Here is a 16,032-nt window from a genome sequence, read left to right on the forward strand (position 1 = left end):
AGAAATGTAACTAATTAAAGGTAAGGGAGTGTGTTGTTTATGAACATTTTTGAAAGGAAATTAAAGCAAAGTACCTCTATTGAACAGCCTTTAGACCCAGTTGAGCTTTTCCAAACGTTATTTCACAAGCAAGGTTATGAGTATTTAAGAGGAGTTCAGGAAGAAATCTTAACAGAATGGCACCGACAAAGGGATAAAAGAGATGTTATAGGGAAAATGAATACAGGAGCTGGAAAAACTTTAACGGGGTTACTAATGTTATATTCTAAACTTGTTGAAAAAGTAGGTCCATGTGCTTATTTGTGCCCTGATAATCAATTGGTTGCACAAACTATAAAGCAGGCTCAATTGTATGGAATACCTGTATGTTACTTTGAAAAAAATGGAGACTTTCCCTTGGAGTTTTTGAATAAGCAACATATTCTTATTTGTACATTTGATAAACTTTTTAATGGCAAATCTATTTTTGTTCGTGATGATATACAGATGGGCGCAATATTATTAGACGATGCACATGCTTGTGTGGTTAAAGCCCGCGAAAATGCTTCTATTAAGGTTGGCAGTGATCATGATTTATATAAACGTTTGCTCGCACTTTTTAGTGAAGAGTTAAAGCGTCAGGCACCTGGTACATTTTCTCAGTTAGCTGATGGAGATCCAACCATATATATGAGAGTACCTTATTGGGAATGGATGAGTAAAAACTCTGAAGTGTTAAAAATAATTAGTGAGTATAGGAAAGAAGAAGTTGTAACTTTTACTTGGAACTTCATATCAAATGAGTTGTTACAATACGATTGCTTTTTTACTGGTAAAAGCCTTGAGATTTCACCAATTCATGTACCATACTATCTAAATCCGTCTCTCAATGAGGCAAAACATCGCTACGTTTTATCAGCTACATTTGAAGATGATACAGTCTTACTAAAAGATTTAGGAATAAACGAAGATAGTATTAGGCAGCCTTTGGTACCAAAAGACCGAAAAGACATTGGTGAACGACTTATCTTAGCCCCTAGTAGATATAGTTCTGAGTTACATGATGAAAAGATGCGTCAATATATTACGGCTGTTGCAAAAAAACATAATGTAAATGCAGTAGTTCTAGTACCTTCTGATTATCAAGCAAAACCTTGGTCTGAGCTTGGTGCTGAAGTTGTAAATAGAAAAAATATTGATGTTGCATTGAATAAATTAAAAATTACTAAGGGTAATCTTATGGTTTTTGTTAATCGTTATGATGGTATAGATTTACTAGGGGATATGTGTAGGATTTTAGTTTTAGATGGGAAGCCTTCATTACATTCTTTACGTGATAGATATATGGGATCAGTTAGAAATGGTTCTTCTATTATTAATTCAAAATTAGGTCAAACAATAGAACAGGGGCTAGGGAGGGCAGTACGTTCGGGTAGTGATGATTCTGTTGTATTCGTTCTGAATCCTGAGTTAGTTAGGTTTTTAGGCGTAGATAAGAATCTTCAATACTTTACTACTATCACTAGAGCTCAAATAAATTTAGGATTACAATTACTTGATGGTGAGGATGGTAAGAAACCTTTATCTACAATTAATGATGTAGTAAATCTTTGTTTAAACAAAGACTTGGCTTGGAGAAAATTTCATCAACAAACTATTAATGAATTAAAAAGTGAACCGATTAACAGTATTCAGGAAGAGAAATTAGAGCTGGCAGAAATAGAAAAGGAAGCAGCAAGACTATTTCGTCTTCGCCAATATACCAATGCTGCTCAAGTAATAAGGGAATATATTAACAAAAATCCCAAATGGTTCACAGACAAAGATACAGCTTGGTATTTACAGTTTGCTGCTCAACTTTTATATTTAGGAAACCAAGTTGAGGCTAATGATCTTCAAATTAAATCAGCAGAGATGGCAACGGGAATGTTTCATCCACCTTTAGGAACTGTTTATACAAAAATTACTAAACCTGGTAAACAAGCAGCTTTAGTTAGGCAAAGAATTGCTTCTTTTTCTCGGCCACAAGATGTTGCAGTGCATATAGAGAGTATTTTGGAGTCAGTAAATTTTAATCCTGACATTTCATCAGAAAGGTTTGAAGGAATGATGAATGAAATGGGTGATTTTTTAGGTTTCTCATCTCAACGCCCCGAAAACGAATTAGGAAATGGCCCAGATTTATTGTGGTGTATGACAGATACACATTATTTATTGAAAGAAGCAAAGTCTCAAAAGAAAGGGAAAAATAAAATTAGTCGCTCTGACATTGAGCAATTATACCACTCAGAAAAATGGTTTCAAAAGCAATATGGAGAAGGCACTGTATATTCTTTAGTTACCCTACAACCATCGAATGAAAAGGAAAGAGATGTAACTATCAGTAATAATACATTTGTTATGGACACTGAAGCACTGACAAAACTAAAAAGAAATGTCCGTGGCTTTATTACTGCCTTGTCTCATAAACAAACAGATGCTCATACGGAACGTGAAATAGCCCAACTGTTACGTGAGTATAAACTAACGGCATCTAGTTACAGGTCAGAGTACTTAAAGAAAATAAGATAATCTCTTGGAAATATGTTTTTTATTTAGCAGAAGGAACATTCTTAATAAAATCATTTACTAAGACTGGAGAGAAGAAGAGTGAGTCAAAATAAGAGAACGCATTTATTTACAATAAATGCGTTCTCTTATTTTTAGCTTTTTATTTTTTATGATTTGTTTTTGAAGTCTTGTTTTCTTTCGAAAAACTTTTTCTTTTCGTTTCAATATGTTTCATACTTTGGTTGTATAGATTTCTTGGTTCTTCAAGAATCGCATCTATAATATTAGATAGAGAAGGAGTTACATCCTCAAAAAAACATGAATCTGGGTAATCGTTTATGGTTATAAGCTTGGGCTCAGAAACCATAGGCCATTTTTTGAAATCTACTTTAGGTGTTTTATCCTTTAAATTATAAAAAGGTACTTTGAAGTAAGAAATAAAATATCTTTCTAGAAATATTTGTATATCAATAACTAACTCTCTATTGCTTATTGATTCAATAGGTATAAATTCGAGAATTTTTCGTATACGATTATCAGGCAAAGAAGGAGTAAATTCAAATATATCAAATATATCAATTTCTGCTATGTAGATTCTCTTTTTCACTTCATTATACTTCGAATGGCTTAAAGCCTGAGTAACTTTATGTCCATCTCTAAAACGGTTAACAATGTCATAAGTTCTTCCAATATACAGTAGTTTTTCAACTCTTAGAATATCGTTACCTTTTCTGCAAATATTGTACAGTTTCTCATCTCGAATTTCATCACCCAAAAATTTTATTATATAATCATCGCTTTCTTCCCCATCTTCAAAGTCTTTATAGACAGTTATGAAGTAAAGCGATGGGAAATTCCAAGTGCTTTCTATATTAGAGAGAAGATTTTCTTTATTAAGAACATTATCATAAATATCTGTAAAGTTTTTATGAGCTGATGGATAGCTTAGAAATTCCATTGCATCTAAGTTACCCATTTCATCCGGGAATTTATGGCTAGTAATCCTAGTGCGATAACCTTCAAGTTTAAACTTTGATGAATGATCTGTTGTAGGTGGTTTTAAATCAATTTGTAAGCTTGGATCTAATTCATTAAGCTTCTTTTTGAAATTTTCCAGTTCTAACCAATCCGTGACTGCCATTTGAGTAGCCTCCTAGAAAGTAATATATAAATAACAATTACTTGTTTAATATGACTATATTACCATTTAATTAGTAAAAAAAGAACATTTATATCCAGTAAAGTAATGAAAATTATCTATAAATTGTATTTGGATATACTTTCTATTTTCTATCTTCTAAACAGGCTACTCCAGTATATTGTTAAAGAAAGTATGTAACTTATATCACATGTTATTATTCCTTCCACCAACTCAGTATTTCTTTTATGAGAGGAAATTGTTCAGCTTGTTCTTTAGTCATTTTCGTTGCAACTTCTTTACCAATTGTTACTTTGTTTCGAGTAGATATCTCGGTAATTTCTCCAAAGCCATCATATTCTAACAAATTTTCTTTACCTAATAATTCAAAAAGAATTTCTCTTGGATACATATTCTCAATAGTTCTATATTCTCTTATTAATACACAGTTTAAATCAGCTTGTTTACAAGCTTTCTCATAATTAAGTTTAACTTTTTTTATGTTTCCTCCTTGCTTTTCACTTTTGCTCAAATCACTATCAATTATAACCATACTTTTTTCATGTATTTTTTTGATGTCGACTGGATCAATACCAAATAAATTCTCACCACCAAGTGGAATTAGGAGTATATTTTCTCTATCCATACCGATTCCCACTTTATCTAGTAGAATTGAAAGTACATTTACTTCTGTTTGCCCTTCAACGAATATTATTGCGTTTGCTGCAAGTGTTAATGGTAAGTAAGCACCTAATGCATAAAAAACCTCATCTTTCTTGTGGAGATTTACAGATCTTCCAATAGTGCTTGTTCCATTATGTTCCAATAAATATAACTTATCTTTATCTTTTAATTTTTGCATTATAAAAGGAGAATGTGTAGAGATTATCCATTGTGCGTTAAACTCTTCTGACAATCTTCTTAACAACTTTATGAACCTCAATTGCAATTTAGGGTGTAATCCGTTTTCAGGTTCATCAATAAAAATTACATTCATATGCGTATAACTTCTCAAAAGTTTAGATATTATATAAATAGCATTAGTTATACCAGTTCCACTTCTATGCAAAGGTTGGCGGTGCGCTCTTCCGTTTTTCACCCAAGTTATAAATACATCCTCTTCCATAAAGCTATCCACTGGATTACCTACATCGATACTCTGTAACTCTGGAAATATAATTTTACAATAACTTATAAATTTACTATAGTCTCCGTTTCTTCTTCTTTTCTCTGTTCCAAGATCCTTAAAAAAAGTAACTAATTCAGATACGATGACGGTGTCATTGTTAGGTTTTTCTAAATGATAATTAAACAATTTGTCTCTTGTTTGGCTTGGTATAAATAGAGTAGTAACTTCCCTGGATAATGTTGTTATTTTAATTTCTTTCTCTATTAATTCCCATATATATGTTACAAAGCCATTTAATTCAGCTGTTTTATTAAATTTAAAAAAATTAAAGATGGATGATTCAAAATGATCAAAGTTATGAATTTCATAGAAACGATAAGGGAAATGTGAATCCAAGGAAACCTTAAATATAAGACCAGTATCCATAAAGAATTGTTTAACAGTTTCTTTAGAAAAACTTATTTCTCCACTTTGAAGTGAAGCAAAGTTCTTTTGTACATTACTATCTTTAAAGATATTTTCAACAAACTTATTAATTTCGTAATCGTTAAAGTTTAGTTTTATTGTTGCAAGTTGCTCAGCCTGTAGTTCACCTTTTTCTATATCAAAAAATTTACTTCCTTCAAGTGAACCTAACTTTTGTAGATAGCTGTTTCGATTTAAAGAACCTTCACCTAGGAAGAGTGTAGCTATGTGAGCAGCGATTAGGAAAGAAGTCTTTCCTGAATCGTTTGCGCCTGAAACTATCGTTAAATTTCCTAATTCTATTCTTAAAGGGGGGGTGTCACTAATGGATCGATAATTTTCTACGCTAATACTTTCAATATACATGCTGTAATGCCTCCATTGTTATTTCTTACTAATAAGTTTAATTATAAGATAGTTTGACTTCTATTTACAAAATAAAGAGAATTGAGGGTAAAGATATAAACTTAGTTATTACTATAAAGATATATGAAGTTATTAACTAATTGTTTTATCTTATAGGTTTTAATACAGGGTTTTTAACAACTAGATCAGGTTGAGGAATAAAATAAATTTTGTTGTAAACTAAAATAATTCACAAATAAAAAATCATTCAAAAAAACACCCCAGTGTAATAAGGGGTGTTCTTTTTTTGAAAATTGGTGTTCTGCAAGTTTAATTATATAGAAAAAAGTTTCATAAATAAAATCATTACAATTAATATATTTTTCTATTTTGTATATATAAACACTTCTATATCTTCAATTATTTTATGTGGCTTAACACCTAGTGCTTTTGAAACAGCAAAAAGCGTATTGATTGTTGGTTTTCTTTGTCCTCTTTCTAAAAGGCTTATGAATGTACGATCCAAACCTGCTCCAAAAGCCAATTTCTCCTGACTTATGGAACGCTCTAAACGATATTTCTTTATTACTATCCCAAATGCTTGCTCAATATCCAAGAAACCACGCTCCCGAAAGTCTATAAGACTATTTTTAAAGAGCAGCAAGGTTTATTCTACAGACTATAGTCTACAGCCGTATTTTTTTATAAAATATTCTAAAGTAGAAGGGGGTTAGGATATTGCATCTTTATAGAAAAATGAAAGAAACTATTAAACATTTTCAAGAGAGATATTTAAATGAAAAAAAAAAGAGAGAATTAATTGATAGTGAATTAAGCATTACTCAGAATAGACTTATGAAAATGGAACAAGAGAATAAATGTCTACAGGATTATGCCCATGATATAACTAGAAATTATGAAATTGTAAATAGCAAATTATCTATGTATGAAGTAGAGAAAAAAAAAGTTGTTGATGAAGTACACCGTCTTCAACAACAAAATAACTACTTAAGGAATTTACAACGTTCACAAATAGAGAGAATTAATAATCAAGTTAAAGACTTATCAAGATTAAAAATTCTTACTGAATATTACAGTTCGAGTAAACATGACTTCAAATATGAGCATAGAAGACACATATTAACTATCGCAGAGAAGGTCCTCTTATTAATTAAAAAATTGCTTGTTATGGGAAATCAAAAGGTTAGAAGAATAAAAGTCATTTATGAAATTAAAGAGCACCTAGCTCAATATGAGAGTTGTTTCTATAGGAATAACTTTAAGCTAGACTCAGATGCGAGAAGGATTCTAGAAAAGCTTGACGTTTACCTTGAGCAGTGGCAAAACTTTTATAAGGGATACAAGTGGAATGCAAGGCCTGTTGAAGCGCGAGATGTAAAGTATATTGAAGAGCTTTTACAAGAATTACTTTATCTTAGTCTGTATAAGCGTTTTGAAAAGTATAACGAAAAAATTGTAGAAGTTAATGTTCTTTATCAAATTTTAAAAAATAAAAGAAAACTTCAAAATAACTATTCACTAAAGAGATTTAACAGTGAAATAAAAGTATTAGCTACCCAAAGACATATTAATCTAGAGAAGTATATAATTAATCGAGTTTTTCCAGGCGAAATATATACAGTGCTTAAGTCATTTAATGAAATAAAATATAGTTTTAAAATGATAAAGACTTACGGCATGTACTATTTTCTATATGTGTACGGAGATAGTAATACAGTTAAAGTAGGAGTTACAAAACGAAATTTAAAAAACAGATACATGAAAGCTGAAGAAAGTTTTAAGGAGCATTTCCCTACACATACGCTGCAAGAAATAACAATTATCAAGAGCTTAAACGCTCTTAACCTGGAATCGTATCTAAAAAGGAAATTCAAACAGCAACGTCATCCACTTTTTAATTCTACAGAATGGTTTCTACTTACAAAATCTGAATTGAAGTATTTCACAAATGATGAATATAAAAAAGATGCTGATTTTATGAAGATACTTAATTATAAATTAGATGTGTAACTACCTCACCTAGAGTGCTTTTCTACCCATTTATATTGCTATATGCTTTTATATGATAAAATAATAAAACTGAGTAAGTTTATTTTGGAAATTTTAAACGTAAGGTGATTAATTAAATGAAGTTAATTATTGCAGAAAAGCCATCTGTTTCAAAAAACATTGCAGATGCACTAAAGATAAAAGGTCGACAAGACGGCTACTTTGAGGGAAATGGCTACATTGTTACATGGGCATTCGGACATTTACTTCAATTATATGATGCAAAAGATTATGACGATAAGATGTCCACATGGAAAATGGAAAACTTCCCATTTATCCCGCAAGTATTTAAGTATAAAGTGAAAAGCAATCCTCGTGATAGAGAAAAGCCTGATACAGGTGCTAAAAAACAGCTTAAAATTATCCAAAGTTTGATGAGAAGACCTGATGTTGATGGAATTATTTCCGCTTGTGACTATGATCGTGAAGGCCAAGTCATAGGAGATAGTATTATCTATAATCTGAAGACCGACAAGACTGTTTATAGACTTTTATTAAACGAATGGACACCGGCTGAGGTTATGAATGGGTTAGAAAATATTAAGCTAAATACAGAATTAAGACCTTTGCAGGATGCTGGTGTTAGCCGTCAATGGGCTGATTGGGTTATTGGAATTAATCTGACATCTGTGGCTACTCTTAAATACCAAAAAGGTAAAGGGAAAGCCCTGAACATTGGTCGAGTTTTATTACCAACTTTAAAAATTATTTATGATCGAGATAAAGAAATTGAAAAGTTTGTTCCAGAGAACTATTACAAACTTCAAGCAATTTTTAAAACGAAAGATGAACAAGAGTATGAAGGAACGTATATTGAAGGTAAAGAAGAGAAATTTAAAAGCAAAGAAACTCTAGAAGAGGTCCAGCAAAAACTGATTGACAAATCAGGAATTATAAGCGATAAGCAGGTACAAAAAAAGAAGGAATACCCGCCATTTTTATTCAATCTATCCAATTTGCAAGGGTATATTACGAATAAATACAAGGGGTGGACTTCTGATAAAGTTTTAAAAGTAGCGCAATCTCTGTATGAGAAAAAATTCATCACATATCCACGTACGGCTAGCGTAGCTCTGGAAGAAAGTTTAGTGGGTAAGACGGCAAAGGTTCTAGAAGTTCTAACAGAAAATTTACCATACAAAGACGAAGTGAAATTTGTTAAAACAAAAAGAGTTTTTGATAACTCTAAAGTAGAGAGCCATAGTGCAATTGTACCTACTTATTTAAAACCTAAAAAGCTATCAACTGATGAAGAACAAGTTTATCAAGCCATTAAAAATAGATTCATTATGCAGTTCATGCCTGTAGCTGAGTATGAGGAAACAAGAATTGAAACGAAAATTATTGGTGCAGATTTAAAAGGATTATTTATCTCTAAAGGAAAAGTTCAGCTCGTAGAAGGGTGGAAGAAAGTAGAGAAAGTTCAATCTAAGGATACGATTCTACCTCTTGTACAAGTTAATGATGACGTAGATTTAGTAAAGCATGAAATCACTAAACACGTGACAAAGCCACCTAAGCAGCATACAGAAAGAACGCTGCTTCGAGTTATGGAGACATGTGGAAAGAACTACGATGGAGAAGGTACGGATGAAGAAAGCCTAAATGCGATTTTAAGTGGATTTAGTATCGGTACACCTGCAACAAGAGCTGAAACGATAAAAAAATTGAAAGATGTTGGTTATATAACAACGCAAAATAAGAATTTACTTTGTACGGAGCTTGGAAGAAAGTTAATAGAAACATTCCCTATAAAGGATTTATTTAATCTTGAGTTTACAGGTCGTCTTGAAAAATCATTGAATGATATTGAGAAAAAAAGTTTTACAAAAGATGAGTTCTTACATTTGATTTTTGATTTTACTGCCAAGGCGGTAGAAACAATCAAAAATGAGAAAGAAGTTACAATTAACGAAGTAGCTTCTCAGCGTAAATCGAACGAAATAATGGGTAAATGCCCAGTTTGTGGTCATGCTGTAATTGAGGGTCAAAAAGGATTTGGCTGTAGCAATTGGAAAAATGGCTGCAAGTTTGTTATTTGGAAAAATGACAAGTTCTTAGCAACAATGAAAAAGAAGCCTACTAAGACTATGGTAAAGGCTTTATTAAAGAATGGTACTGCTCCTGTAAAAGGTTTAACTAGTAAAAAAGGTAATAAGTTCGATGCTAATTTAAGATATGAGAAGAATGCTGATAATGAGTATTTCAGTTGGAAGATGGAATTTGAGAAATAGTAAAGTTGGTAGAGAATTTTAATTCAGTTAAATAAATTGGAAGGGTTTCACATCAAGTTCACAGAGGGAGAGGTGCAACTTTTCTGATTTATTTCGTGTCTTTTTATATTTTAACGGGACTATATATTTAGAGCTAAACAACTATAAAGAGTGATTAAATGATAAAATATATTTAGGACTTAAATTTTGAAATGTTCATAACTAGCTAGAGATATTCGAGAGGGGACTCAAATTTTTAAAAAATAAAACTTTTTTAAAGCTCATAAAATCTCTATTATTATAAATAATATAATTTCATTTGCAATTCAAGATAAAAAGATAAGTTTAAATAAAAATTCAAATTCTGTTAATGTTTCTTTGAATAGTACCATTTACGCAGCGTTGAGCAATTTAGCTAATATTAGAGGAGTGATAAGAGAGCAATTAGTAAAGTAAAAGCCAGCTCTCTTAAAATGGTAAAATCACTTGAAATTAAAAACATTAAATCAATTCTGTTGGAACAAATTGATAAAAGGTGCACTCCCATACAGAATTTCAATAATTGTAAATAAGGAGATTTGGTTAAGGATGATTTAGATAATTTATATTGTACTGTATAACTGTAACAATTAATTTTATAGTTGAAGTTAATTGTTACAGTTATACTATTACTATGTGAATTTTTTATTGTTTTTTGGAGAAACTTAACCCTTTAAAATAGTGCTAATAGGATGGTGTTTCATGAGAGTAATTTCATTTCTTAGTTTTAAAGGCGGAGTGGGTAGGACAACGGTAGTATCTAACTTGGCGATGGAACTAGCAATAATGGGGAAAAAGGTATTGATAATTGATTTAGATCCTCAGGCAAATCTAAGTTTAGGGTTTTTAGGAACCGATGAATATATTAAACAAGTTAATAATAAGAATACAATCCTTGAATTTTTGACTAATACTGATTTTGACGCTGTAGAAGCATTAAATGGCGATAAAATTAAAGATATTATATTACATCCTAAGTCAATAAATGAAGATATACAAAATTTTTCAACTTCTTCAAGAATAGACTTAATTATTTCTAGCCTTGAAATGATTTCAACTTCTTTAGAGGAACAGCATATCTTAAAATTATCTAATTTAATGGATAAATTAAAAGGCAGTTACGATGTTATACTAATAGATTGCTCGGCAGTTCTAAACTTTATTAACAAATTAGCAATTTTGGTTAGTGATTGTTACGTCATACCTTCTCATCCTAGCTATATTTCTACTTTAGGGATACCTATTACTATAGACTATATCAGATCTACTTGTACTGATTACTTTAGAGAGCCACCAGTTTTGCTAGGAGTATTATTCAACAGAGTAAACATGTATGGTGGTGAACCTATAGAAAGAGATAAGAAATATATAAAAGATATTCAACAAATGGAAATTCCGATTTTTGATAGTTTTTTACCATCTAGTTTGAAGCTACTTACAGATTTGTATGATACAGGTATACCTCTATTCTTTGATACAAATTCAATGAGATATAGTATGAAGACAACACCAATAAGGGCAGCAGCCCTAGAGATTATTAATAAATCTAAAATATAGTTATCTTGAATAATAGTGGAAAGGTAGAATTGTATGGAGGAAACTAGGACTAGCTTAGCACTAGACGAAAATGAAAAAAAGACTTTTTTGGCTATTGAAACGATGGCTTACAAAATATTCGAGGAGCTGGATTTTAGGCTGGCTCCAAATTTGAATATTGTTAAAGTCTATAAAAACACTAACGAAATCTACATATATCCAGAAAATATTAAAATAGACATGGATTTCATGCAGATTAAACAATTTTCTGAACAGCTTATGGAAGTTACTCAAAGAAGTGAACAAGAATCGTTTTCTAAAGATGAGACAAAGGCAATTTTAAATGCCTTTAACACTAAATTCACAATAATGGACCTTCATAGAGTATACTTTTATTCTTCCCTTGTAGAGGTTAAAAATACATATTTTTTTCTGAGTTTATCATTTGAAAAAGAAATCTATGAATCAAAATATAAGCTCATAAAAACCTATAATAGAGGAGTAATTAATGATAATAACTCCCTATTAAATGCAATAACAAATGAATACTTAAAACAGTGTGTTTACACATTGAAAGATATTCTCAAAGGAGAAGATGAAGATTTCCAAATAGATTTAAACTTAGTTTTTAGAAGAGCATGTGAAAATTTAGTGAAAAGAGTCACTTATTCATTTGTACAAAATAAAGTCCCTTTAAATCTTTTTGAGTCTTTAAATTCTATTTCTGCTTTAAGGTACGAAGGAAATGAAGGAGTAGGAGAATTGGTTCTAACGCCAAAGAATCACCCCAACGTAGAGAGTATTCTATATTTAGATTCGCCTGTAAAATTAACTGATAGTAAGGCTGTAAGGAAGTTGTTAGAAATCTCTAATGAAGATGAATTCCAACTGCTAAGTGATGGTATAGTAGTGTATGGATTTGGAAAGTCAAAAGGTTTGTATAATCCTAATCATGAAGATAGGTTTCTTATAAAATTTAAAACTCATTATACTTGGGAATTGCACCACACAATCCCTATGTTAAAAGTTGTTAATGGGCAACCTAGTATAAAAGATGTACCTATTGAACGCGAGGAATTTATTCAGGTTATTAAACAAGTATTTGAAGAAATCGAAGATGATGTTATCCCTAGATTGTATGCTTTAGTGGAGGCTGCAAAAGGGCAAAAGAAAGGTACTATATTAGTGATATCAGGTGAGGCAGCCGAAGAAGCTAATCGACTTTCTGCACAATGCACCAAGGTGAAGCCAATAGAATTAACACAAGAAATGATGGAAATGGTATCTGTAATAGATGGAGCCGTATTAGTTGATTGTGAAGCACGGGTCCATGCAATAGGCACTATATTAGATGGGATTGCAACATCAAATGGGGATTCAACTAGAGGTTCTCGGTATAATTCAGCAGTAAAATATTCAGACACTCGTAAGGGAAATTGCTTGCTAGTAGTGGTGTCTGAGGACAAGTATGCTAACCTAGTTTTTTATGATGACCAAGTAAATTAAGGCAGTTTATATGGGAGAATAATTTAATTGATACTTTAAACTTATGCTATTACAAAGTTAATAATTTTGATTATAGTAAGTTAAAGTATAACATGTCAAAGGACTTTAAAGTCAAATTCATAAACTAGTTATCAAAAATGAAAAAAGAATAATTCAAAAGATTTACATTTAACGTTATGAATAGCCAAGCTTCGGAACACTACACTATAATTTTAAAAATACTATAACTCCAAAACGGGAAGATAAAACTTGAAAATATATAACTTTTTAGGAGCTGTTAAAATAGTATTACCTTAAGCAAGAAAAAAAGATTCACATCGATAAGTTGATGTGAATCTTTTTTTCTTATTAAGTAGCTTTGTTTCTTAATATAAATGTTAACTTAATTATAGAACTAAAAATATTAAGCAACATGCGAAATTGTAAAAGGGGGTTTTGGGATATTATATTAAATTTAATAATTTTAAAAATACTCTAATTTGGGTTCAGAGTGAAACAAAATTCCAAAAAAATATTAAGAGCACATGTTTATATAATTGTAATCATTAGATGAAGAAGCATTAATAATAGGTTAAAAGAATTATTTTTAGAGAATTTTTATAGTATGTTAGTAAAAAAGATTTATTGTTATGGATTATTTAGTAATTTAAATGCTAAAATAAGTTAAAAAGAATTTTATAAAAAATAAAAATATTTTCTATAATATGAGGAGGAATTTAGATGGATACCAAAGTAATTTCAATACTAAATATGAAGGGCGGAGTGGGGAAGTCAACAGTTACTATTAATTTGGCACATACCCTTTCTTCTTTACATAACAAAAAGGTTTTAGTAGTAGATTTTGATCCACAGGCTAACGCATCTGGTGGACTAGTAAATTATGAAAAATATGCCGATCACCGGAAAACTAAACGGGTAATTTCTGATATATTTACAGATATTAGAAGTATTGTTGGCCCAATCCCTCCCAATTCTAAGGAGAAGAAGTTGTTAGAACTTGAAGACATGACTTGTAGTGTTAAATCGTATGAAACTGGTGCCTTCTTGGATTTAGTTCCATCAGAATTGGAATTATCCTCTGTGTTAGAGAGAACGGGCGGGAGTAATATTGAAGATAGATTAAAGTTAATATTAAAAAATAAGAAAAATAAGTACGATATTATCCTAGTTGATTGTAGTCCAACATATTCTGTATTAACAAATAATGCACTTAAAGCTAGTGATTATGTATTAATTCCAGTTAAACCAGACCCTTTCTCAGCGAGAGGCATCCCAATGCTATTAAATAAAATTGCATCACATAATAATGCCAATTCAGATGAGGATAAAGTACAACCTTTAGGAATTGTCTTTACAATGGTTGATGATAGTATTCAATACGTAACAAGTGTAAAAGCCGAAATTATAAGAGAACATCGGAATGTTTTTAGAAATCAAATATTATATAATGAATATTACTCTAGAGGTATTTTTGGTAATAGTTATATATTGGAAACTGGTGCCACAGCAAAATTCAAAAATAATTTCAAAAATTTCACTGTTGAATTCTTATCAAAACTAAATACGGCGGTGAGTATATGATAGATAATCATAAAAATCACTTAAAAAATATAGTATATGATTTGGAAAAACTAGATAAAAAAATCAATAACCTATCTGTACAAGAAAGGAAGGAATTGAATGAAATACTAGAAAAGGAAAGTATAAAGTATTTTTTAAATGTTAGTTATGTAAAAAATAATAAATCAAAAATAAAGAAAAATGTAATAGAAGATTTTAGTTTCGATGTATTAATGCCGAAATTAAGACATACCATTCTCTACGATGTAAAAGATACTGATAATTTAGTTGAAATTGATTGGTTACTAAAAATAATGATGCTCTCAAAGTCATTATTTAAAACGACAAAAGAGGTTGATATATTTTTATCAAATATTACTGGGTTTATGCATGATACCAAAAGTACTGGAAGAGATAGAATAGTTGATTGGTACTTTAATAAAATTAGGGAATTAAGCTTAAAAGAGCAGAACAAAGTCTATTATGACATTTCCAAATATTTGTTTATAAATATTCCTTCAAATTATAAAGAGTGGAAAAAAATACTTTATAAAGGAGGAAGATAATTGAGTGCGCTTCATAGTCAAAAAATTAAAGATGAAAGAAATGCATTTATTGAAGAAATGTATAATAATTTAGTAAATAAAGAGTTATTAATAAGTGGTGATTTGGAAGTAAATAGTCGTAGGCTACATAAAACTATGCTACCGGTATATATAATGAAACACTATTGTGAAAGTGAATTTAACTCAACTTATATTAATTACATCATGACAAATTTAATTGAATGTGAAATGTTATTAATTCTAGGATTTAAAAATGCTGGAATGACATCATTGCGCGCTGCAATGGAATCTAGTTTTAAGTTCTTATATTATGAATTCCACCCTATTGAGAACACGTTGCATAATAATAATGAGCATAACTTAAATGGTTTACAATATAGGGAATTTCTGTATTCTTTTCCTGGTTTAAAAGAAATAAGTTTTATGCAGAAAGATAGTGTTGAAAGGACATGGAGTGATTTATGTAAATATGTTCACTCAGACATACATTCAGTAGAAACAATAACGTACGTTTCAGAAATATCTTCAGTATTAGAGTTAGAGAGCTCAAAATTTAATACTTTTTTGAGAAACCAAAAAAATATTTTAAAAATAATAATTTCTATATTTTTTGCTGTAGACAAAAATTGGGTTGAAAAGGTTGAAAAAACCTACTTTGATGCAATCTTTGAAATTTTTGAGATTGACGAAAGAAATGAAGTAAAGCAAAGACTTCAAATCTCGTGATAAAATAAGAGTTAAAGGCTATAACTGTTGTTTTTTAAAAATTAGTTTGTTTATATTGAAGTATTGGCCTAAAGTTAGTGAAGATAAGCTAAGATATTTATAAATATCTTAGCTTATCTTTATGAGAAACTTTATACATAATAATGCCCAAGTATAACTGGGCATTATTATGTATAAGATTTCAGTACATACATTTATTGATAAAGCCCG

At 30.4% G+C, this 16,032-nt stretch carries 11 protein-coding genes; 8 read left to right on the forward strand and 3 right to left on the reverse strand.

Annotated features, from left to right (window positions below; translation table 11 throughout):
* Window positions 1-39: 39 nt before the first annotated feature.
* Window positions 40-2,550, forward strand: a complete 2,511-nt coding sequence (locus ACH0CI_RS15815; protein ID WP_406901853.1) for a DEAD/DEAH box helicase family protein — start codon at window positions 40-42, stop codon at window positions 2,548-2,550.
* Between the two features lie 139 nt (window positions 2,551-2,689).
* On the opposite strand, the gene ACH0CI_RS15820 is transcribed toward ACH0CI_RS15815, so the two are convergent.
* From ACH0CI_RS15820 to ACH0CI_RS15830, 3 genes are all read right to left on the reverse strand, one after another.
* Window positions 2,690-3,670, reverse strand: a complete 981-nt coding sequence (locus ACH0CI_RS15820; RefSeq protein ID WP_406901855.1) for a hypothetical protein — start codon at window positions 3,668-3,670, stop codon at window positions 2,690-2,692.
* 214 nt (window positions 3,671-3,884) lie between these two features.
* A complete protein-coding gene (locus ACH0CI_RS15825) occupies window positions 3,885-5,627 on the reverse strand; it encodes an ATP-dependent nuclease (RefSeq protein WP_406901856.1) in 1,743 nt (580 codons plus the stop codon).
* 364 nt (window positions 5,628-5,991) lie between these two features.
* Window positions 5,992-6,222 carry a helix-turn-helix domain-containing protein gene (locus ACH0CI_RS15830; RefSeq protein WP_406901857.1) on the reverse strand — a complete coding sequence of 77 codons (231 nt, stop codon included), beginning with the start codon at window positions 6,220-6,222 and terminating at the stop codon, window positions 5,992-5,994.
* A 122-nt stretch (window positions 6,223-6,344) separates the two neighbouring features.
* Here ACH0CI_RS15830 and ACH0CI_RS15835 point away from each other — a divergent pair, with 122 nt between their 5' ends.
* From ACH0CI_RS15835 to ACH0CI_RS15865, 7 genes are all read left to right on the forward strand, one after another.
* On the forward strand, window positions 6,345-7,637 hold the full coding sequence (locus tag ACH0CI_RS15835; RefSeq protein WP_406901858.1) for a GIY-YIG nuclease family protein: 1,293 nt from the start codon (window positions 6,345-6,347) through the stop codon (window positions 7,635-7,637).
* 116 nt (window positions 7,638-7,753) lie between these two features.
* Complete coding sequence (locus ACH0CI_RS15840; RefSeq protein ID WP_406901859.1) at window positions 7,754-9,910, forward strand: type IA DNA topoisomerase; 2,157 nt, start codon at window positions 7,754-7,756, stop codon at window positions 9,908-9,910.
* Window positions 9,911-10,630: 720 nt separating this feature from the next.
* Window positions 10,631-11,485, forward strand: a complete 855-nt coding sequence (locus ACH0CI_RS15845; protein WP_406901861.1) for a ParA family protein — start codon at window positions 10,631-10,633, stop codon at window positions 11,483-11,485.
* A 33-nt stretch (window positions 11,486-11,518) separates the two neighbouring features.
* Window positions 11,519-12,970: a diadenylate cyclase gene (locus ACH0CI_RS15850; RefSeq protein WP_406901863.1), complete on the forward strand. Its 1,452-nt coding sequence runs from the start codon at window positions 11,519-11,521 to the stop codon at window positions 12,968-12,970.
* Window positions 12,971-13,690: 720 nt separating this feature from the next.
* On the forward strand, window positions 13,691-14,551 hold the full coding sequence (locus ACH0CI_RS15855) for a ParA family protein (RefSeq protein WP_406901865.1): 861 nt from the start codon (window positions 13,691-13,693) through the stop codon (window positions 14,549-14,551).
* Window positions 14,548-15,096, forward strand: a complete 549-nt coding sequence (locus ACH0CI_RS15860; RefSeq protein WP_406901867.1) for a hypothetical protein — start codon at window positions 14,548-14,550, stop codon at window positions 15,094-15,096. The genes ACH0CI_RS15855 and ACH0CI_RS15860 overlap by 4 nt, the downstream gene beginning before the upstream one ends.
* Window positions 15,097-15,822 carry a hypothetical protein gene (locus ACH0CI_RS15865; RefSeq protein WP_406901868.1) on the forward strand — a complete coding sequence of 242 codons (726 nt, stop codon included), beginning with the start codon at window positions 15,097-15,099 and terminating at the stop codon, window positions 15,820-15,822.
* The last annotated feature ends 210 nt before the right edge of the window (window positions 15,823-16,032 follow it).

Origin of the sequence: Priestia sp. 179-F W1.4 NHS, assembly GCF_045369295.1 — a bacterium.
GTDB lineage: Bacteria > Bacillota > Bacilli > Bacillales > Bacillaceae_H > Priestia > Priestia zanthoxyli.

What these genes read in the sequence shown, in the direction of transcription:
- ACH0CI_RS15840 (WP_406901859.1), top strand. Translation starts at nt 7,754, where the DNA reads ATGAAGTTAATTATTGCAGAAAAGCCATCTGTTTCAAAAAACATTGCA.
- ACH0CI_RS15855 (WP_406901865.1), top strand. Translation starts at nt 13,691, where the DNA reads ATGGATACCAAAGTAATTTCAATACTAAATATGAAGGGCGGAGTGGGG.
- ACH0CI_RS15850 (WP_406901863.1), top strand. Translation starts at nt 11,519, where the DNA reads ATGGAGGAAACTAGGACTAGCTTAGCACTAGACGAAAATGAAAAAAAG.
- ACH0CI_RS15815 (WP_406901853.1), top strand. Translation starts at nt 40, where the DNA reads ATGAACATTTTTGAAAGGAAATTAAAGCAAAGTACCTCTATTGAACAG.
- ACH0CI_RS15845 (WP_406901861.1), top strand. Translation starts at nt 10,631, where the DNA reads ATGAGAGTAATTTCATTTCTTAGTTTTAAAGGCGGAGTGGGTAGGACA.
- ACH0CI_RS15860 (WP_406901867.1), top strand. Translation starts at nt 14,548, where the DNA reads ATGATAGATAATCATAAAAATCACTTAAAAAATATAGTATATGATTTG.
- ACH0CI_RS15825 (WP_406901856.1), bottom strand. Translation starts at nt 5,627, where the DNA reads ATGTATATTGAAAGTATTAGCGTAGAAAATTATCGATCCATTAGTGAC.
- ACH0CI_RS15820 (WP_406901855.1), bottom strand. Translation starts at nt 3,670, where the DNA reads ATGGCAGTCACGGATTGGTTAGAACTGGAAAATTTCAAAAAGAAGCTT.